Origin of the sequence: Neobacillus sp. CF12 (genome assembly GCF_030348765.1) — a bacterium.
GTDB lineage: Bacteria > Bacillota > Bacilli > Bacillales > Cytobacillaceae > Neobacillus.
The window spans coordinates 5,770,953-5,791,136 of sequence record NZ_JAUCEU010000007.1; the positions used below are offsets into that span (position 1 = coordinate 5,770,953).

The 20,184-nt window shown below is 39.5% G+C and carries 18 protein-coding genes; 15 read left to right on the forward strand and 3 right to left on the reverse strand.

Features of this window, described 5'->3' with window-relative positions; all coding sequences use genetic code 11:
- Window positions 1–39: 39 nt before the first annotated feature.
- The 3 genes from QUG14_RS27800 (at window position 40) to QUG14_RS27810 (ending at window position 2,136) form a co-directional block, all read left to right on the forward strand.
- Window positions 40–618 (forward strand): SCO family protein, encoded by a 579-nt coding sequence (locus tag QUG14_RS27800; protein WP_289343695.1) that lies wholly within the window; start codon window positions 40–42, stop codon window positions 616–618.
- A gap of 108 nt (window positions 619–726) precedes the next feature.
- The gene (locus QUG14_RS27805; RefSeq protein ID WP_289343696.1) at window positions 727–1,551 is read left to right on the forward strand and encodes an SGNH/GDSL hydrolase family protein; all 825 of its coding nucleotides are present in this window, start codon (window positions 727–729) and stop codon (window positions 1,549–1,551) included.
- Window positions 1,552–1,557: 6 nt separating this feature from the next.
- A complete protein-coding gene (locus QUG14_RS27810; RefSeq protein WP_289343697.1) occupies window positions 1,558–2,136 on the forward strand; it encodes a YpmS family protein in 579 nt (192 codons plus the stop codon).
- A 32-nt stretch (window positions 2,137–2,168) separates the two neighbouring features.
- On the opposite strand, the gene QUG14_RS27815 is transcribed toward QUG14_RS27810, so the two are convergent.
- Window positions 2,169–2,915, reverse strand: a complete 747-nt coding sequence (locus QUG14_RS27815; protein ID WP_289343698.1) for a DUF4397 domain-containing protein — start codon at window positions 2,913–2,915, stop codon at window positions 2,169–2,171.
- Between the two features lie 306 nt (window positions 2,916–3,221).
- On the opposite strand from QUG14_RS27815, the gene rsgA reads away from it, so the two are divergent.
- The 3 genes from rsgA (at window position 3,222) to msrB (ending at window position 5,446) form a co-directional block, all read left to right on the forward strand.
- Window positions 3,222–4,292, forward strand: coding sequence for a ribosome small subunit-dependent GTPase A (gene rsgA / locus QUG14_RS27820; RefSeq protein ID WP_483310769.1), 1,071 nt, complete (start codon window positions 3,222–3,224; stop codon window positions 4,290–4,292).
- Between the two features lie 187 nt (window positions 4,293–4,479).
- Window positions 4,480–5,022 carry a peptide-methionine (S)-S-oxide reductase MsrA gene (gene msrA / locus QUG14_RS27825; RefSeq protein ID WP_289343699.1) on the forward strand — a complete coding sequence of 181 codons (543 nt, stop codon included), beginning with the start codon at window positions 4,480–4,482 and terminating at the stop codon, window positions 5,020–5,022.
- On the forward strand, window positions 5,012–5,446 hold the full coding sequence (gene msrB / locus QUG14_RS27830) for a peptide-methionine (R)-S-oxide reductase MsrB (RefSeq protein ID WP_289343700.1): 435 nt from the start codon (window positions 5,012–5,014) through the stop codon (window positions 5,444–5,446). Before msrA ends, msrB begins: the two co-directional genes overlap by 11 nt.
- Window positions 5,447–5,472: 26 nt before the next feature.
- Here the strand turns inward: msrB and QUG14_RS27835 are convergent, their stop codons facing one another.
- Window positions 5,473–6,060: a DUF502 domain-containing protein gene (locus tag QUG14_RS27835; RefSeq protein WP_289343701.1), complete on the reverse strand. Its 588-nt coding sequence runs from the start codon at window positions 6,058–6,060 to the stop codon at window positions 5,473–5,475.
- Window positions 6,061–6,179: 119 nt separating this feature from the next.
- Here QUG14_RS27835 and QUG14_RS27840 point away from each other — a divergent pair, with 119 nt between their 5' ends.
- Entirely contained in the window at window positions 6,180–6,326 is a 147-nt protein-coding gene (locus QUG14_RS27840) for a YjcZ family sporulation protein (protein WP_289343702.1), read from the forward strand.
- Between the two features lie 181 nt (window positions 6,327–6,507).
- The gene (locus QUG14_RS27845; protein WP_289343703.1) at window positions 6,508–7,974 is read left to right on the forward strand and encodes an NAD(P)/FAD-dependent oxidoreductase; all 1,467 of its coding nucleotides are present in this window, start codon (window positions 6,508–6,510) and stop codon (window positions 7,972–7,974) included.
- 187 nt (window positions 7,975–8,161) lie between these two features.
- Here QUG14_RS27845 and QUG14_RS27850 read toward each other — a convergent pair whose 3' ends face one another.
- The gene (locus tag QUG14_RS27850; protein ID WP_289343704.1) at window positions 8,162–9,526 is read right to left on the reverse strand and encodes a TrkH family potassium uptake protein; all 1,365 of its coding nucleotides are present in this window, start codon (window positions 9,524–9,526) and stop codon (window positions 8,162–8,164) included.
- 140 nt (window positions 9,527–9,666) lie between these two features.
- On the opposite strand from QUG14_RS27850, the gene QUG14_RS27855 reads away from it, so the two are divergent.
- The 7 genes from QUG14_RS27855 (at window position 9,667) to ablB (ending at window position 20,136) form a co-directional block, all read left to right on the forward strand.
- Window positions 9,667–13,629, forward strand: coding sequence for a C39 family peptidase (locus QUG14_RS27855; RefSeq protein WP_289343705.1), 3,963 nt, complete (start codon window positions 9,667–9,669; stop codon window positions 13,627–13,629).
- A 103-nt stretch (window positions 13,630–13,732) separates the two neighbouring features.
- Entirely contained in the window at window positions 13,733–15,079 is a 1,347-nt protein-coding gene (locus tag QUG14_RS27860; RefSeq protein ID WP_289344258.1) for an aspartate aminotransferase family protein, read from the forward strand.
- Window positions 15,080–15,772 (forward strand): CoA transferase subunit A, encoded by a 693-nt coding sequence (locus QUG14_RS27865; protein ID WP_289343706.1) that lies wholly within the window; start codon window positions 15,080–15,082, stop codon window positions 15,770–15,772. It begins immediately after the preceding gene.
- Window positions 15,757–16,422, forward strand: coding sequence for a 3-oxoacid CoA-transferase subunit B (locus QUG14_RS27870; RefSeq protein ID WP_289343707.1), 666 nt, complete (start codon window positions 15,757–15,759; stop codon window positions 16,420–16,422). Before QUG14_RS27865 ends, QUG14_RS27870 begins: the two co-directional genes overlap by 16 nt.
- A gap of 34 nt (window positions 16,423–16,456) precedes the next feature.
- Window positions 16,457–17,743, forward strand: coding sequence for a peptidase (locus tag QUG14_RS27875; RefSeq protein ID WP_289343708.1), 1,287 nt, complete (start codon window positions 16,457–16,459; stop codon window positions 17,741–17,743).
- 54 nt (window positions 17,744–17,797) lie between these two features.
- Window positions 17,798–19,219 (forward strand): aldehyde dehydrogenase family protein, encoded by a 1,422-nt coding sequence (locus QUG14_RS27880; RefSeq protein WP_289343709.1) that lies wholly within the window; start codon window positions 17,798–17,800, stop codon window positions 19,217–19,219.
- 62 nt (window positions 19,220–19,281) lie between these two features.
- On the forward strand, window positions 19,282–20,136 hold the full coding sequence (gene ablB, locus QUG14_RS27885) for a putative beta-lysine N-acetyltransferase (protein WP_289343710.1): 855 nt from the start codon (window positions 19,282–19,284) through the stop codon (window positions 20,134–20,136).
- The last annotated feature ends 48 nt before the right edge of the window (window positions 20,137–20,184 follow it).

The window sequence follows — 20,184 nt, forward strand, 5'->3', positions numbered from 1 at the left end:
AAACTTATCACGAAAAGAAAAAGGTTACGGGGGATTAATATGAAGTATCGGATATCGTTTCTATTTATAGTTATTGTTGGATTGCTCCTTTCAGCTTGTGGACAAAAGGGGATTGAAAATCCACTGGATTATCCAGTAAATGATTTCAATGCTGTCACACAAGACAATAAACCATTTGAAAAGAAAAATCTGGATGGAAAAATATGGATAGCTGACTTTATCTTCACCAATTGCGCAGATGTTTGTCCACCAATGACGGCAAATATGACAAAATTGCAAAAAATGGTAGAAGATGAAAAGTTGAAAAATGTTGAATTTGTTTCGTTTAGTGTTGACCCGACCGTTGACACACCTGAAAAACTAACATCCTATTCGGAAAACTTTGGTTTAAAAACAGATAACTGGACTTTCTTAACTGGCTATACACAAGGGTTTATTGAAACGTATGCAAAAGAAACCTTTAAGACTTTAGTAAAAAAGCCTCAAGAGGGCGATCAAGTAATTCATCAAACCTACTTCTTCTTAGTTGGACCAGATGGCAAGGTTAAGAAAACTTACGATGGGTTTCAAGAAGTGCCGTATGATGAGATGGTTAAGGATATTAAATTGTTGCAATAGACCTTTTTTAGGGTCTATTTTTTTGGTAATGAATAGGATATAGTACTAGCATGTTTTGAATTATTTACGTCATGTTATAATATCATTAGTAAGAGGGTGGTGAAGAAAATGAAAAAGGTTTTCACCCTTCTCATTCTTTCGACATTTTTCTTAAGTTCTTGCAGTCAATCCGATCGCTTGGATTTGCACAAAGAACGGACAGCTTCGGCGGTCGTTTATCAAGAGGTTCCAGCCGATTTTGTCCCAAAGGAAATAAAGATTATTTCCGCTGGCGATTCATTAACAGAGGGTGTTGGCGATACTACAAAAACTGGAGGATACCTGCCTTACTTAAGAACTTTGCTCGAGGAAGAAAAGGGAATTAAGGAAGTTGATTTCTATAACTTCGGCGTCAAAGGTAATCGTACCCCGCAATTATTAAAAAGGCTTCAAACTGAGGAAATAAAAGACACTGTTTCTACGGCTGATTTGGTGATTTTGACCATTGGCGGCAATGACATTATGAAGGTAGTGAAGGATAATATCTCAAATCTACAACTATCCATCTTTGATAAGGAAAGAGAAGTATATATTAATAATCTGTACCAAATCATGAATACCATCATAACCGTAAATCCTGATGCTTACATTGTCTTGGTCGGTGTATATAATCCGTTTTCACAATGGTTTTCTGATATTAAGGAACTAGATCAGATTGTTTCAGAATGGAATGTTGCCAGCCAAGGAGTCGTTGCTAATTATCAGAATGCTTATTTTGTTGGGATTGAAGATTTATTTAAAAATCCGACAGAAAGTTTATTGCATACCGATAACTTTCACCCAAACAATAAGGGGTATGAATTGATTGCACAGCGATTAAATGAGACCCTAGAAGAACGGACATTACCTGATCTCGTTAAAAAGGCGTATATGGTCAGTAAAGAGGAGAATTAGCTTTCTATGAAAAATAAATGGAAAACGGGATTCTTTCTTTTAGTAGGGTTCAATGTTTTAATTGGTATCATTCTTTTATCATTAATTCTAGTTCCGGCCGATAAGAATGAAAAAATTCAACAAACTGTACCAGACAACAAGAATGTTTCTTTCCAAGTTAAATCGAATAAAGCAGACCTAAACGTATTAATAAATCAGTATATAAAAAAAGAAGCGGCAGATTCACCGATTGAATACAGTATTCAACTGCAGGATGAAGTTGAATTATACGGTACATTACAATTCTTCAGCCAAGAGGTAGATTTGAAGCTTACCTTTGTACCAGAAGCGTTAGACAACGGTGATTTAGTTCTAAAACAGAGGTCGATTTCGGTCGGCAGCCTGCCTTTACCCGTATCATATGTGCTTAAATTTATCAAAGAAAATTACAAGCTCCCAAATGGGGTAGATATCCAGCCAAATGACAAAATGATACATGTACACATGCAGCAATTAAAGCTAAAGAGTGATGTGAAAATAAAGGTAAATAGGTTTGATTTAGTAAAAGATGATATTGCATTTACTATACTCGTACCTGTTGAATAAGGTGACTCACAAATACGTGAGCCACCTTATTTTTAATCCTTTAAAATCATTGCTTGAAATGCAGGTTCCTCTTTTGTTAGACCAATTAATACAACCGTATAGGTTTCGTTTGGACGAAACTGGGCTTTTGGCATGGGGAGGACGACGTTTTTCGTTCCAGCTTCCCGGACCTCTAAATCCACTGTCATCGGCATTATTCCTAAATAGTCAGTTGCTTGTTTGTAGGAAACATTCGGAAAGACTACATCCCGGTCTTTAACTGCAATATCTAGGGCACCTGTATCAGGCGATAAATGCAGAAAACGAATTTTCGATTCATTAGCAGGCACTTCTGGTTGATTAAGGTAAGGAAGCAGACGCATTTTTTTTACAGAGTCGATCGTAGCAAGTGTATATGTTTTTCCTGGTTCAACAGTAATCCTTTTATTGAGTACACTATCCACCGAGTTTCCTGTTGGGTAAATATCAATATGATACTTTCCAGGCTTCAAGGTTAAATAATTGCTTGCCATTCTGAATGGGAGGCGTTTCACTTGCATCTGACCGTTGATATAAATGTCAACATCGGGGGCATCAGGTGAGGTGTGAAGGAACCGGAGCCTTCCTTCGCCTTGAGTTTGTTGGATGTTACGCATCTGCATGGCTTTGTTCATATATTTTAGATGTTTCAGATAGTAGTGCATGTGTAAGTTTGGATTAGAGTATTTAAAATTGTGAGCCATCAAATCGTACATCGCGGCTCTTTGAAGATAATCAGAATGACTTCTATTTTCAGACATACCCTTCGCTCCTTTCTCGCGATCTTTACAAATTAATTTATTCGAGCATGTTTAGGTGGGTGTCTATTATTGGATTTTTTGTTTACAAATGGATAAAGATGACATATACTTATTACAAATTAGTCGGAAGGCGGGTGAAGTGTAATGTTAAATGAAAATACGTTAATTGCCGTTGATTTTAATATCACTTGCACAGCCCGCGGATTCACCATTTAGGGGAATCTATACCCATTATTCCTTTTGTGAATAAAACCATGGGCTGTGTTGCCTATGGTTTTTTATTATGCAAATTTTGGAGGAATATGGATGAATTTAATCAATATTGGATTAACTGAAAAAATAAATAATGACTTTATTGCGAAAAAACAAAGTGAAGAGATGATTATCGGCCGTGTGGCCTTAGAGCATAAGCATATGTATCGTGTCTGGACGGAGCATGGTGACTTACTTTGTGAGGTATCAGGGAAGTTTAACTTTGAAGCGGTAAGTCGTGAGGATTATCCTGCGGTTGGAGACTGGGTGGTGCTGAAACCTCGGGTGGAGGAAGGAAAAGGGACCATTTATTCAGTCATGCCGCGCTTTAGTAAATTTTCTCGTAAATCGGCAGGGAGAACTGCTGAAGAGCAAATAGTTGCCGCAAACGTCGATACGGTTTTCCTTGTTAACTCACTGAATGATGACCTTAACTTACGAAGAATTGAACGCTATTTGTTGTTAACATGGGAAAGCGGTGCGAATCCTGTTATCGTCTTGAGCAAGGCAGATTTGTGTGAAAATATTGAAGAGAAAATTGCTGATGTTGAAGCCATCGCCTTTGGTGGAGTACCGGTGATTGCGATTAGTGCGGAACTGAAGAGTGGACTTGAAAAGCTTGATGCTTTTTTACAGCCTGGTAAAACTATCGCATTATTGGGTTCATCGGGAGTAGGGAAGTCCACCTTAACGAATTTGTTATTGGGTGAGGAAAAACAAGTGGTCAAGGAGATTCGTGAAGGCGATGACAAAGGCCGTCACACGACCACCCATCGTGAAATGATACAACTTCCTAATGGCAGTGTCCTGATTGACACTCCAGGGATGAGGGAAATCCAGCTTTGGGAAAGTGCAGATGGTTTAACTGAAACGTTCTCCGATATTGATGCGTTAGGTGAACTGTGTCGTTTCCGAGACTGTAAGCATAAGGATGAACCAGGTTGCGCTGTATTGGAGGCAATTGAAGAAGGTACCTTGGCAGCAGGGCGATTAACCAGTTATAACAAGTTGCAAAAAGAACTTGCCTATATCGAAAGAAAAGCCGACAAACGAGCCCAAACCGAAGAACAGAAAAAGTGGAAGAACATCACGAAACAAACGCGTCAAAAAAAGAAAATTAAGTAGGGGATTGCAGCCGAACCCGGAGACTGGTTCGGCTTTTTATTCGTTGGAGGCGGGAATGCTAATAAATTAGGATTAACGCTGATATATGATTCTTCACCATCATAGTTTTAATCAGTAAATTGTATTTCTGCGAAAAGTTTAGGTATACTCATAGTCAAAGCAATTAAATTCCAAAGGGGTGGAAAGCATGGAAAAGAATAAACAACTTGCTACGTTTGCTGGTGGCTGTTTTTGGTGTATGGTGAAGCCGTTTGATGAGCAGCCTGGAATTATTAGTGTTATGTCTGGATATACAGGCGGACACGTCGAGAATCCTACATATGAACAGGTTTGTTCGGAATCAACAGGGCATTATGAAGCTGTTCAAATCACCTTTAATCCAGAAATTTTTCCATATGAAAGACTGCTTGAACTTTATTGGCAGCAAATCGACCCAACGGATCCTGGCGGGCAATTCCACGACCGAGGACAGTCCTATCAAACTGCGATCTTTTACCATAATGAAAAACAAAAAGAGCTTGCTGAACAATCAAAGCAGGCTTTACAGGATAGCGGTCGTTTCACGAAACCAATCGTAACGCCGATAATACCAGCAAAGACATTCTATCCAGCCGAAGAGTACCACCAGCATTACTATAAGAAAAATCAAGCACATTATCAAAGATACCATGTCGGTTCAGGAAGAGCCGGTTTTATTCAGTCACATTGGAGGGAGAATAATGAAAAATAAGGATCAATTAAAGAAAGAATTATCACCGATACAGTATGAAGTAACACAAAATAACGGGACAGAGCCACCATTTCGAAATGAATATTGGAACGAGACGAGAGACGGAATTTATGTAGATATCGTTTCCGGCAAACCGTTGTTTAGCTCTCTTGATAAATATGATGCAGGCTGCGGTTGGCCAAGTTTCACCAAGCCAATTGTAGAGGAAGAAGTATTAGAAAAAGAAGATCGTAGTCATTTCATGGTTCGAACGGAAGTCAGAAGTAAAACCTCTGATTCCCATTTGGGTCACGTTTTCGATGATGGTCCAGGTCCAAATGGTCTGCGATACTGCATTAATTCTGCAGCTTTACGCTTTATAGCTAAAGAAGAATTGGATGAGCAAGGATACGGAGCCTATAAAAAGCTCTTTGACGAAAATTAAAAAGCCGCGTTCTTCGCGGCTTTTTTCTATCCTTTGGCTTTGGAAGTGGTAGTCATTCCACCTGAAAGAATAAATTTCATGGCATCCTCAGGCTTAACATCAATAATCTCAACTTGTTCTTTCGGAATTAAAAAAGTAAATCCGGCAACCTGAAAGGTTTGCGGAATATAGACGGCCACATGGTCCTTGAGAGGGCTATAAAAATCCTCCAACTGTTCAGAAGTAATAAACCCCATACTCCTCATTTCAGTTCCGGGAATAACCACCAACGCCACTTTTGAAAAAGACTTCTTTTCACCCAAGAAGGATTGAGTAGTATCTTTAATAACAGAATAGATGGTTTTTACAACAGGAATCTTTTCTAGCCATTTATCAATAAGTTTGATAATGCTGCCAGTAATAAATTTTGTAGATAACCAGCCTAAAAGAGTAATTAATACAATTGTCGTTAGTAATCCGATACCAGGAATGTAATCTTCCTGAAAATATGGCCTTAATGTGTTTCCGAGCAGTCCATCGAGGAACAGAAACGTTTTGTAAATAACAAAGATTACGAGAATAATGGGCACAATCGTCAAAATACCGTTAACAAAGCTTTTCAAGAGAGTTTTCATTTTATCACCTACAATTTTATCATTGATTCTCATAATATAGGCGAATGCACAGACAGGTCAAGTACCTATTACATAAAGTAAGAGTGTTAACAGATAAAAACCTTAAGGAGTGAATTGGTATGTATGGACATGGATTTGGTCAAGATTGTTGTGGATTTGGATATGCAGCACCAGCAGTAGGTGGATGCGGATGGGGTAGTGGAACATTCGTATTAATTGTGGTGTTGTTTATTCTATTAATTATCATCGGCGCTAGCTACTGCTAACCCCTAAAAGACTCAGGTGAAGAGCCTGAGTCTTTTTTGTTATTTTCTAAAAAATAAGCCAAACACGAACAATGGTGTATTATTTATGTGTATAGTTCGTTTTTATTATTGACGTGAAGAATATTCTCTGATATATTTACCAAGGGTTAAGTAAATACATACGTCTTGGAGGTTTTGGACAATGGAAAATAGATATGATGTTATAGTAGTGGGTGCAGGCCCAGCGGGGATTTTTACCTGTTATGAACTTACACTAAAAATGCCGAACGCAAAGGTGCTGTTAGTGGATAAAGGGCATGATATTTATCGGAGAAATTGTCCAATTTTAGAAAATAAAATTGAGAAATGTCCTCCAGCAGCGGGTAGGAAAGAGTATGCAGGATGTTTACCAGCTTGTTCAATCACGAGCGGTTTCGGTGGTGCAGGAGCATATTCTGATGGTAAGTTTAATATCACAAGTGAATTCGGCGGTTGGATGACAGATTATCTTTCTGATTCCCAAGTGGTCGAATTAATAAAGTATGTGGATGAAATAAATTTAAGTCATGGTGCAACAGAAAGTATTACCGATCCTCTTACCGATAAAGTTAAGGATATCGAGCGCAGGGGCTTTGCGGCTGGATTAAAATTATTGCGTGCACAGGTTCGTCATCTTGGAACAGAACAAAACTTACAAATTATGAAAAGTATCTTTGAATACCTAAATGACAAGATTGATTTGTCTTTTAAAACAGAAGTTCAAGATTTGATTACTGAAAAGACACCTGATGGGCACGTCGTTAAGGGGATCAAGCTAAAAGGTGATAAAGACGTTTTTGCAGAAAAGGTTGTTATTACTCCTGGACGTGATGGTTCGAAATGGTTGACAGAGATTTTGAAATCTCGTCGCCTGAAGATGACTAGCAATCAAGTCGATATCGGTGTTCGTGTCGAGACATCTGACATTGTCATGCAGGAGATTAATGAGAATTTATATGAAGGGAAATTTGTTTTTAATACATCCGTTGGTACACGAGTACGGACGTTTTGCAGCAATCCTTCAGGCCATGTGGTTGTTGAAAATCACTCAGGTATCATGCTTGCAAATGGGCATGCCTACAAGGATCCGAAGCTTGGAAGTCCAAATACAAATTTCGCCTTGCTTGTCTCTCATACATTTTCTGAGCCTTTTGATAAGCCGAACGAATATGCACACGAGGTGTCCCGACTTGCGAACTCCCTTTCCAATGGCGGCCTAATCGTACAAAAATACGGCGACATTTTAAAAGGCAGACGTTCAACGGAAAGAAGAATTAAAGAGGGATTCATCGAACCGACACTAAAAGAGGCAGTACCAGGTGACCTTGGCCTAGTTCTTCCGTATAACACACTTAAGAGTTTAATTGAGATGACGGAAGCATTAAATCAAATTACCCCAGGATTAGCCTCAGAACACACGTTGTTCTACGGGGTGGAAGCGAAATTCTATTCTGCACGACCAAAACTCAATGACCGTTTTGAATCTGAAATCAGCGGTTTGTATGTTGGCGGTGATGGCGCAGGTATTACTCGAGGCCTTGCCCAAGCAAGTGCCTGCGGCGTCTGGATTGCAAGAGATATCATTAAAAAAGCAACAACTGAAGGAAAAAAAGAGGTAGTCATGGCCTAAACCCGCTAAATTAGCGGGTTTTTCTATTCAGATTCTAGTTTCAAGAAACGTATCAGCGTTAAAATGAAGATATCAGCATTAAATATATTTTATCGGCGGTAAATCAAATATATCAGTGATACCCCCCCCCCCCCCGACCCCAAAATCAACGCAAAAAAACACAGGGAATCCATCTTCCCCTGTGCACTTAACCAATCGTAACCTTCTCTTTTGGATAATGAATTTTTTCCTGTCCACGATCCTTGCCTCTTAATATCAGTAGACACGTTACTATCCCTAATCTGCCGATAAACATCAATAAGATGATCAGGATTTTCCCAAATGTTGTTAATAACGGTGTTAATCCCATCGACAATCCGTTGGTTCCAAACGCAGATGTGACTTCAAATACCACTTGAATAAAGGTTCCTTTTTCTGTAATAGAAAGGATTAAAATTGAGACTAAACAGAGCGTGGCAGCAGTAGAAATCACAATAAAGGATTTAATCACATCCTCACTATGAAGTTCTCTTCTAAATATTTTAATAGAACCTTTTCCTCTTGCATAAAAGAATATGGCTAGTAAAACAATCGCAAAGGTTGTAGTCCGAATCCCACCGCTGGCGCTGCTGGGTGAACCTCCGATAAACATCAGTACTGACATGAAAAGCTGATTACTCGGTGTGAATTCATTCAAATCCATCGTGGCCAATCCCGCACTTTTGGTGGTGGCAGAATTAAATAAGGAATAGAAGAATGTTTCGTGCCAAGATTTATCGGCAAAAAAATGATAACTATCGAGTAAATAAATCATAATGCCGCCGAATATGGTTAAGATGACAAAGGTTGCAGTCGTTAATTTCGTAAATAAAGTAAAATGATATCTTCTTTTACTTTTCAAACTTAAAAAGAATTCATAAACCTCGACGATAACCGGGAATCCAATCGCCCCAATTATCATTAATAAGATAATAACTGTCTGAACAAAGTAATCATTGCTAAAAGGTATTAATGATCCCCCAGTAATATCAAACCCAGCATTCGTAGTGGCACTTATAGACCCGAAAAATCCATGCTTAAAAGCAGATAAGGGACTGTCAAAGTATTTCAAGAAGCGTATTCCTAAAATGATTCCGCCGATAAATTCAAATGAAATGATGATAATAAAAATCCGTTTCGCAAGCTGCACCAAACCAGACAAGTTCGATTGATTTTGATCCACCATGATTAGTTGGCGTTCCTTTAATCCAACTTTTTTACCAATCATTATCCATAGGAAGGTACTTAGTGACATTACACCTAATCCTCCTATTTGGAGGATAATACATAACAGAAATATTCCAAAATTATTAAAGGTATCTTTTATTGAGATGACACTTAGTCCTGTTACACTGACGGCGCTCGCGGAAGTAAATAAGGCATCAATAAAACTTAAGGATACATTTTCATGATGTGCCCATGGTATTAATAGAAGTAAAGTTGAAATGATTAAAGCAGATAAGTAAAAAATAACAATTAACTGAATCGTTGATAATTCTCTCTTTTTAGATAGTGACCTATTCGATTTATTCATTTAATCCATCCTTATATAAATCTAAGTGTTATTTTATATTAACCGCCCTCAAAAGTAAAAGATAGTTTTCCCACTAGAATTTTCTGACATTTTTCTATATGCTAGAATTATTAGTAAAGGATGCCAGGAGGACTATGGATATGATCACAAAGCTGAAATCCTTATATGACCGCAAAAGTTTTTATCAAGCTTTAGATATCATAAATCAAGAGATACATGTTTTAAAATCGCTGCGCTTTACTGAATTGAAACAGGAGCTTAACAGAATCAAGTCAGCCGAAGAATTTCAGGTTTTAATTCGTTTTACAGACCATTTTTTGATGTATCATTATAGTTCTTTTTTAGTTCGTTATGCTTATCGAAGATTCCCTTGCGTATTAACGCTTTCTTGGTATTGTGAGGAACTTCTTGATAATGGAAAGCTAATAGAAGCAGATGAACTTATTTCAGCTGCAATTGCCGAAATTCAAGAAGAGGATCTCGATTGTGAGGAAGTGGAAAGGCTATACTTTTGTAAGATTCGTTGTTTGCTTGAAATGAAGTTATTTAGTCAAGCTGAAATGCTACTAGAAAAAGTAAAAGAATCCTCCCGCCCACTTTATGACAAGCTGGGGTATGTGTTCATGCATATAGGGAACAGAGAGAAGGCGGAGGAGTACTTTCAACAGGGCCTGAATGATCCTGAAAAAGGACGTCTATGTTACTTGCTGCTAGCTGATTTGAAAGCTTCAAAAGGACAAATTGAAGAGTCACTAGCTCTCATTGAGAAGGCAGAGAAACTCTTTCCTGACACACCTTCCTTTCTGCTAGAAAAAGTGAAACGCTACCGGGATCTCGGTAAAATGATTGAAATGCTGGAATTGATTCAGGAGTTGAATGAGAGAATTCCTGAGCATGCATTTCATAAATATTTTAACCGCTTAACAAAAATTGCCTACTACCAATTAGGTGAATTTGATCTCCTTAGCAATGAAGATACAGGGAAGAAATCCATTTTTACGGTTAAAAACGAACAAGGGGAATTGATAAAGCTTTCTATCAAACCCATTATTCAAAAAAGTAATTATTGTGTTCCCGCAAGCTTGGAGATGATTCTGACCTACTTTGGACTGAACATCACTCAAGATGAAATTGCTGCCCATATTTTTGACTTTACAGGCTCGAAGCTCTCGACAACTGTTGATTATCTTGAAAATAACGGATTTGCATGTCGATATTTTATGGGCAATAAAGAGTTATATCTTGAACTTTTGAAAAAGAATATTCCGATTCTATTAAGTGTTGATTTTGAACATTCTTCTCATGTTCAAGTCATGACAGGCTATGACAGTCGGTTTGATTTTTATCATATCCAAGAACCGAATCTACTGGACACGATGTATATGGCAGCAAGTGATCTAGAAATGGCGAATGCATCGACTAGTTATATGTCCATCGTATGTGTACCAAAGGATAGAGCAAATGAGCTATCTTTTTTATCAAAGGAAGAGGATAATTATTTCCGCCGTGTGCAGGATTTAGGCGAAAAACTGGAAGAGGATGAAGGAAAATACAAAGAGATTTTTCTAGGATTCTTACAGGCGAACATTGATATTCCTTACACCCCCATTTATGTTGTAAAGCATTTTTCCTTTGAAGAGTATAGTGACTTTATTGTTCAATGTGCCCAAAGGCTGTTGTCGTCCTATCCTGAAAATGATTTTATGAATTTGCATGTGGCCCAAGCATATATGCGTCTCCACAAGATGGAACAAGCCAGAGAGCAGTTAAAACATACAGCCCGGAAAACTTTCTCTCCACTCTATCATTTTCTTAACGGTAGAATTGCGCTTTACTTCGATGAAATGACAGACGCAATACACTATTTTAGAAACTCTTTGCAGCTTGACCCGGATCAATACTACACATGGAGCTATCTTGCACTAGCATATCTATACTCTGAAGATGTTCAGAAAGCAAATTATTTCTCTTCTATTAGTATGGACCTTGCACCGAAAGAAAGGTTTGTTCGTATTAATCATGCCGCTCTGTTAATTGAAAAGCAGGAGTATAGTGAAGCACGGAGCATTTACGACCAGTTAATTCGCGAAGTGCCAGAGGATGGTCATGCATGGTATGAACGGGCGCGTTTGGACCAGAAGCTTGGAAAAATAAGAAAGGCATTGCGAGGCTATTTAATGGCAATCAAGCTGGAAGAAAATGTTCCGTTTGCTGTCATGGCTGCTGCTGACCTATATGACTACGAACTGGATGAGCCTGCAAAAGCAGAAGAGATATTACAATCAAGCTTAAATGTTACGAATTCTGCTCAACTCCTAATCCGTCTCGGGGATTTCTATCGCGAACACGAGGAAATTGATAATTGTATAGATTGTTTTCAAAAATGTATCGATATGTTTCCAAATGAAGGATTAGCTTATATTGGATTGGCAGAAGTTGTTGCTAGTAAAGAGAATAAGGAAAAAGCAATTGAGTTCCTTAAAAACCATACTTCCAGATTTGATAAGGATAGTGAATACTTGATTAATAGTGGCCGAATGTTGGCAGAATGGGCATTGGAGGAAGACATTCAACCTCTGCTAGAAGAAGCCATCGAACTGATTGAAAGTGGAATCAACCATATTCATTCCAAATTTAATGAAGCATTAGAGCTTTATGTAAAAATAGTCGAAGAAACACCATTCGTTAACAGAGCCATTGAGTTTCTAAAAGATAGTTTCACTAATAATCCTAGAGTAATAGAATTCAAATGCTATGAGGGAACGTTATACGAAGAAAAACAGCACTATTCATCCGCATTGGAATGTTACAACGCTGCCATACAGGTGAAGGAGGATTCTTTCCCTTATTACAGGATTGGTGAAATCTACTTTAATCTCGAATTGTATGAACTTGCAGCAAATGCATATGAAACTTGTATAGAAATTGAACCTAAACTTGAGCCTGCATATTTGCGGCTTGCAGAAATTGCTTCTAATAATGAAAATCACGAGAAAGAGGCTGAATATCTCTTACGTCTACTTGAAATTGCACCTCTAAGTGTCAATATTGAGTACTTGGTTTCGATTTTAGATGATGCTAGACTGAGACAATTACTGGTTGACTTGCACTCCTTGCCAAAAGGGATAGATAAAATTTGGAAACTCGATGCAGAAGCCTATGTATATGGGGCTTTAGGTGAAACACACTTAGAACAGGAAAAGGTAACGGAAGCTCTCCTTTTGGAACCAGGCTTTTCAGAATTGACACATCATCAGGCTAAAATTTTTATTAGAGCTAAAAAATGGAAGGAAGCTCGTTCAATTCTTACTTCGATTTTAAATAAGGAACCTGAGAATGGTGAAGTATATAAATTGCTTATCATTTATACATCTGCTGCAAATAAATGGTCAAGACTCCCGAATATCCTTATGAAACTAAATGGGGAAGATAAGGTTAGAAGCACAAGGTTTTTATTAGCAGCCGAGGCAGGTAAACAATTTATTATCGATATGAACTGGCTTGATGAAGAAGAAGGAAATGCATTTGGTCGATTTGTCTCGAAATTAAAGAACCGTACCAAGCAAATAAATCTTTTCGGTGTTATCATTGAGCTTTACGAAATGGCGATAAAATTAGATAAAAATAATTTATCTGCGGTTAGTCATTTCGCGCGATTTTATGAGCATTTTGAACTAGTTGAGGATTCCATTAAGATTTTGCAAAAGGCCTTAAAAAAATTATGGGATGATCGACTCGCCTATCAGTTAGGGATGAATTACTTGTATGTAGAAGATTACTCATCTGCCCTTCCCCTATTTGAACGCCTAGTAAACAGTGATTCTGATGATACTCATCTCCGCTATTTGGCTGCGGTGATTCATTGTGAAATGGGTGAAACAAGTTTAGCAGAACAAATGATGTTGAGGATAATCGAAGTGAATCCTCACGAGCAGAGCGTCCATTTACGTTTAGGCAGTTTATACAATGAACAAGGGAGAAATTTAGAGGCGAAAGATGTTCTTGAAAAAGGGAAGGACTACCATCCATACGACTCCGACATCACAGATGAGCTTGAACGGACCTACCAGCATTTAGAAAATTCAATGGTACTAAGTAACTAAAAACAGATACGCACTGCGTATCTGTTTTTTTCTTCCTATAAATAAGATGAAAGTATTAAAATCTACGCTCATACAATGAACTAAAAGGGGAAGTGGTGTAGTGTTGGAACGGACGTATCTCATAAAACCATCACTCGATGATACCTTGCCGATGATTGATTATGGCATAGGGATATATTTGTATGATATGGAAGGTAAAAAATATCTTGACGGTGCCTCGGGTGCGGTCACCGCTAACATTGGTCATGGTGTTACCGAAATTATCGAAGCGATGCAAGAGCAGGCAAAAAAAATCTCGTTTGTCTACCGCTCACAATTTACCAGTGAAGCAGCAGAAAAGCTGGCTGAAAAAATTTCAGCACTAACCCCAGCTGACCTCAATTGGTGCTTTTTTGTCAATAGCGGCTCTGAAGCGGTAGAAACCGCAATGAAAATGGCGATTCAATACTGGCAGGAGAAAGGTATCCATACGAAAACGAAGGTGCTATCTAGGTGGGTTAGTTACCATGGAATCACGTTAGGAGCGCTTTCTTTGTCTGGTCACACGGGCAGGCGAGCACGATTTGTTCCGCTGCTAGAGGACTTTCCAGTCATCAATCCCCCGTACTGCTATCGTTGCCCCTACAACCTCGAAGCCCCTTCTTGCGGCTATCTTTGTGCACAAGAATTAGAGCAAGCAATCAAACGAATCGGTGCAAATCATATTGCGGCCTTTATCGCTGAACCCGTTATTGGTGCTGCTGGCGGGGCGATTGCACCACCGAAGGATTATTTTAAGACAATCAAAAAGATCTGTGAGGCAAACGATATCCTATTTATTGCAGATGAGGTTATGACTGGTTTTGGGCGGACGGGATCGATGCTCGCCATGGAACAATATGGTGTAATTCCAGATATTGTGGCTTTAGGGAAAGGGATGGGTGCAGGTTATGCACCGATTGCTGCTGCGCTTGCCAGTGAAAAGGTAATTGAACCTATTTTAGCGGGAACAAAAGTGGTAATGAGCGGTCATACTTTAAGTGCTAATCCACAATCCTGTGCTGTTTCGCTAGCCGTACTGGAGTATTTGGAAAAAAATAAGATTGTCAGTGAAGTAGAATCAAAGGGAGATTACTTAAAGAACAGGCTTCTGAAATTAAAAAATGACTATTCCTTTATCGGTGATGTTCGCGGAAAAGGTTTATTACTGGGAATTGAATTTGTAGAGGATGCAACAACCAAAACACCCTTTTCTAGAGAGGCATTGGTGACCCAAAAAATGATTTCCTTCGCGAAGGAAAAAGGGCTGCTTGTTTATCCAGCAGGTGCTGGTATTGATGGTGTCAATGGTGACTCCATCATAATCTCCCCGCCATTAACGATTACCAAAGATGAATTAGATGACTTGCTAACTCTACTCAAAGCAACTTTCGATGCATTTACAATGGAATTGAAGTCAGGTGGTGTTTGAATGGAAAATCCATTTGGAAAGATTACAACCTTAGAGAAGGTGCTGGAGCTCTTTTTTAACGGGATGACCTTAATGTTTGGGGGATTTGGCGGTGTAGGAACCCCGCCAACCCTGATTGATGCTATTCTCGAAAAAGGTGTAAAAAATCTAACCTTAATTGGAAATGATACAGGATTTCCACATATCGGTATTGGCAAATTAGTCAGTCAAGATAGGGCATTAAAGGTGATTGCTTCACACATTGGCTCCAATCCAATAGCCGGTAAACTCATGCATGAAGGAAGGCTCGAGGTGGAGTTTTCGCCGCAAGGGATATTAGCAGAAAGAATTCGTGCTGGCGGTGTCGGTCTTCCTGCGATTCTAAGTGATATCGGTATGGATAATGAACTCGTATCAAAAAACAAACCTCATTTTCTCCTAAACGGAAAGGACTACTTAATTGAAACAGCGTTAACTGCAGATGTATCAATCATTTATGCTAAAAAAGCAGACCCCTATGGAAATTTAATTTATGACAAAAGTGCACGAAATACGAATCCACTTGTGGCAATGGCTGGAGATATTACGATTGCAGAGGTAGAGGAAATTGTTCCACTTGGCAATCTCGACCCTGATGAAATCATTACCCCTGGAGTGTTCGTGGATCATATTATCCCTTCAAAGGGGGTGAACTGGAAATGGGCTTGGGAGTAGATTTTCGCAACACAATCGCAAAAAGAGCAGCAGAAGAAATCACCAATGGAATGGTTGTTAACCTTGGTATAGGTATTCCGTCTCTCGTTCCCAATCATTTGCCGAAGAGCATGATGGTGATGTTTCATGCTGAAAATGGGATTACAGGGATGGGACCTAGTCCAGAAGTGGGAAGAGAAGATGAGAATTTATGTAATGCCGGTGGTTTTCCAGTCACCTTAACCCAGGGTGGTTCTTACTGTGATAGTGCCATCGCCTTTGGGATGATTCGTAGAGGACGAGTGGATATTACGATTCTGGGTTCCCTTCAGGTTAGCAGGCAGGGTGATTTAGCCAATTGGATTGTTCCGGGAAAAAAAGTACCTGGGATGGGTGGTGCCATGGAACTTGCCCAAAAGGCGCGAAAAGTGATTGTGTTAATGAATCATTGTGATAAAGCTGGAAATCCGAAAATTGTTAAAACATGTACGTTACCATTAACATCGGCTGCCTGTGTGGATATGATTATCACGGAATTAGCTGTTTTCATGGTGACTCCCGAAGGATTATTGCTAACAGAATTGTTCCCGCCTTATGACTTACAAGAGGTAGTAAATAAAACAGAATGTGAGTTTACGGTAAGTGAAGTTGTCCGCAAGATATCCTATTAATCTCACCTATTCCTAATAAGAAGGAGGGAAAGTGTTGTCAAAACATGAAGAAACCATTAAACAATGGCTAAAGGACAATCGTGCGAGAGGAACTAGGTTCTTACAGATTCTCGTCCAAGAAAATAGTATACGAGGAAACGAGAGTAGTGCGCAGGCGGTTATTATTGAAAAATGTCGTCAGTTAGGGTTACATCTCGATATTTGGGAAATTGATCGAAACGAACTCAGCCAGCATGAGGCGTTCTGCTGTGATCGGCAAAGCTTTGAAGGAAATCCGAATGTTGTTGCGGTATTAAAAGGGACTGGCGGTGGAAAGTCGATCATTCTAAATGGACATATCGATGTAGTCCCTGTAGGTGATGAGAAGAACTGGGAACATGACCCTTTTAGCGGACATATTGAGTGTGGAAAGCTGTATGGACGTGGAAGTACAGATATGAAGGGTGGTACTGCTGCCTTAATCATGGCAATAGAAGCGATTATATCCACGGGTATTAAGCTAAAAGGGGATATTATTTTTCAGAGTGTAATCGAAGAGGAAAGCGGCGGTGCTGGCTCACTTGCTGCGGTTCTAAGAGGCTATACTGCAGATGGTGCCATTATTCCAGAACCGACGGGTATGAAAATTTTTCCGAAACAGCAGGGTTCCATGTGGTTTAGAATCACTGTAAAAGGAAGGGCAGCACATGGAGGAACGAGATATGAAGGGGTAAGTGCCATTGAGAAGGCGGTATTGGTTATCCAAAAACTGCAACAACTGGAGAAGAATCGAAATATTAAAATCACAGACCCTCTATTTAACAATATTCCGATACCTATCCCGATTAATATCGGAAAAATAAATAGTGGTGAATGGCCGTCATCTGTTCCAGATTTAGCTGTGATTGAAGGGAGAATGGGGGTATCGCCTGAAGAAACGATATCGGCTGCTCAAGGAGAAATGGCTGCAGTTATGAAGGAACTCAATGAACAAGACGAATGGTTCCAAAAAAATCCTTTGGAAATCGAATGGTTTGGGGGAAGATGGCTTCCTGGTAACCTAGAAGTGGATCATCCATTAATGAAGACACTTTCTGCTAGTTTTCTAGAAGTGAAGGGAGAACAACCGGTCATTGAGGCAAGTCCATGGGGGACGGATGGCGGAATTCTATCAAATGTGGGGAATACGCCGGTAGTTGTATTCGGACCGGGCATTACAGCGACTGCACATGATGCGAATGAACACATTCAGTTGGAGGATTTGTTTGCAGCAAGTAAGATTATTGCTCTAACCTTATTAAAGTGGTGTGAAGTCAGTGAAGAAGAAACCCCTCCGTTATAGTAAAATTTGCTACAATAGTAAATAATGAACGTTTTACAGTTTGGAGGGAAAAAGATGAAAAAGGATTTGTGGATAGGTGGAGAATATCGAAAACCTGCTTCCTATATGGAACTGAGAAATCCGTATAACTTGGAACTGCTAGCGGAGATCGGGACTGCTGACGTAGAGGATGTCCAGTCAGCAATAAGTGCAGCACATCAGGCTCAAACAATTATGGCAGAAATGCCTGCATTTGAACGGGCCGAAATCCTTGAAAAAGTGGCAGGCTCTCTTAAGCAAGACCGTGAAGAATGTGCGAGATTAATTGCCATTGAGGCAGCAAAACCGCTAAAGGCAGCTAGAGCCGAGGTCGACAGAACCATTATGACCTATACCTTTGCTGCACATGAAGCGAGAAGAATTCATGGTGAAACGGTACCGATGGACGCTGCGCCTGGTGGTCAGGGCAGGCTTGCTTTTACGATTCGGGAACCATTAGGTGTTATTGCCGCGATTACCCCGTTTAATTTCCCTATGAATCTGGTTGCCCATAAAGTGGGTCCGGCGATTGCCGCAGGAAATAGCATTGTCCTAAAGCCAGCAAGTCAAACACCGTTATCAGCTTATAAGATAGCTGAATACTTTCATTCTGCAGGCTTACCTGCAGGAGCCTTAAATGTCATCACTGGCAGCGGAAGTAAAATTGGCGATGTATTACTGAAAGACGAACGGATAAAAATGATTACCTTTACCGGAAGTCCAGAGGTTGGAACCTATATCCGTGAAAACTCTGGTTTAAAACGTGTCACACTGGAGTTAGGATCGAATTCAGCGTTAATTGTTGATGATGGTGTCGGGCTGGATACTGTAATCCCTAGAATTGTAAATGGAGCCTTTGCCTATCAGGGGCAGGTCTGTATTTCAATCCAAAGAATTTTTGTTCATGCGAACCTATTTGAAACCTTTGTTGATCAATTTGTAAGTGAGACCCAAAAGTTAAAAGCAGGGAATCCACTAGAGGAAGATACCGACATTTCTGCGATGATTACACGTGGCGACGTGGAGCGAACGAAAGAGTGGGTAGATGAAGCCGTCAACCATGGGGCACAGTTGAGGTTTGGTGGTAACTCTGAAGGCGGTATCTTTCAGCCGACCGTTTTAGTGAACGTACCTGCCAGCGAAAAGGTAAGTTGTGAAGAAGTTTTTGCACCTGTTGTCCATATCAATACCTTTACAGAATTTGAAGAAGCTATCACACTTGTAAATGATTCTAAATTTGGTTTACAAGCAGGAATCTTCACGAATGATATCCATAAAGCACTTCGAGCAGCAAAAAAACTTGAGGTTGGCGGAGTCATGATTAATGAGATACCTACTTTCCGAGTTGATCAAATGCCTTATGGCGGAGTAAAAATGAGCGGAATGGGACGTGAAGGCATTAAGTATGCAGTGGAAGAAATGACGGAACTTAAGCTAATCAGTTTTAAAACGGAGTAGAAGAATGTCTGGCTGATTATCCAGTCAGACATTTTTTTCACTATCAGGAAGGAGCCTGTGAGATGAATCAAAGTGCTTCCACCATTCTTATCGAGGAAGGTAATTTTTTTCTAGAAGTTTATCTTGACCCTTTTAATAAAAGGATACGAATTGACGATTACCGCGGCAATATTCATTTAGCGCTCGAAAAAGCGGAAGAATTAGCCCGTACCCACAATGCGGAAAAATTAATTATGAAAGCTCGGTTAGAGGATTATTTACACCTTTATGAAAAAGGGTTACAGCCGGAAGCGATAGTTGATCGCTATTTTCTTGGTTCTGATGCTCACTTTTTTTCAAAGTTTTATAGTGCAGAACGAAAGAAGAGTGACCATTGGTTGACGGAGGATGGCATGATTCACAGCATTTATCAATTAGACACATCCCTTGATAAACCGTTTCCTCCTAAGGAGTATGAATTAAAGAAAGCAGATGAAGAATGTGCCGGGGAACTTGCAGGATTGTACCGCCAAGTTTTTAAAATCTATCCTACACCATTACATGACCCTGAATATGTGAAAAAGACGATGAAGGAAGGGACTGTTTATTACGTTTTCTTTTATCAGGGGAAAGTTGTCAGTGCCGCTTCGGCAGAAGTGAATTCTTTTTATAAAAATGCAGAATTAACCGATTGTGCTACCTTAAAGGAACATCGGAAATATGGGTTGATGAAAATTCTTCTCCGTGAGTTAGAGGGTGAACTGAAAAGGCAAGGGATATTCTGTGCCTATTCGATCGCGAGGAGTTTATCCTTTGGAATGAATGCGGTGCTGTACCAGCTTGGATATAAGTATCGTGGACGCTTCATAAATAACTGCTATATTTACGACAAGTTAGAGGATATGAATATGTGGATAAAGAATCTGGCAAACTGCTAACTTTTCGGCTAGAGGTGACGAATTTTCGGCACTTTTTTATAGGGAGGT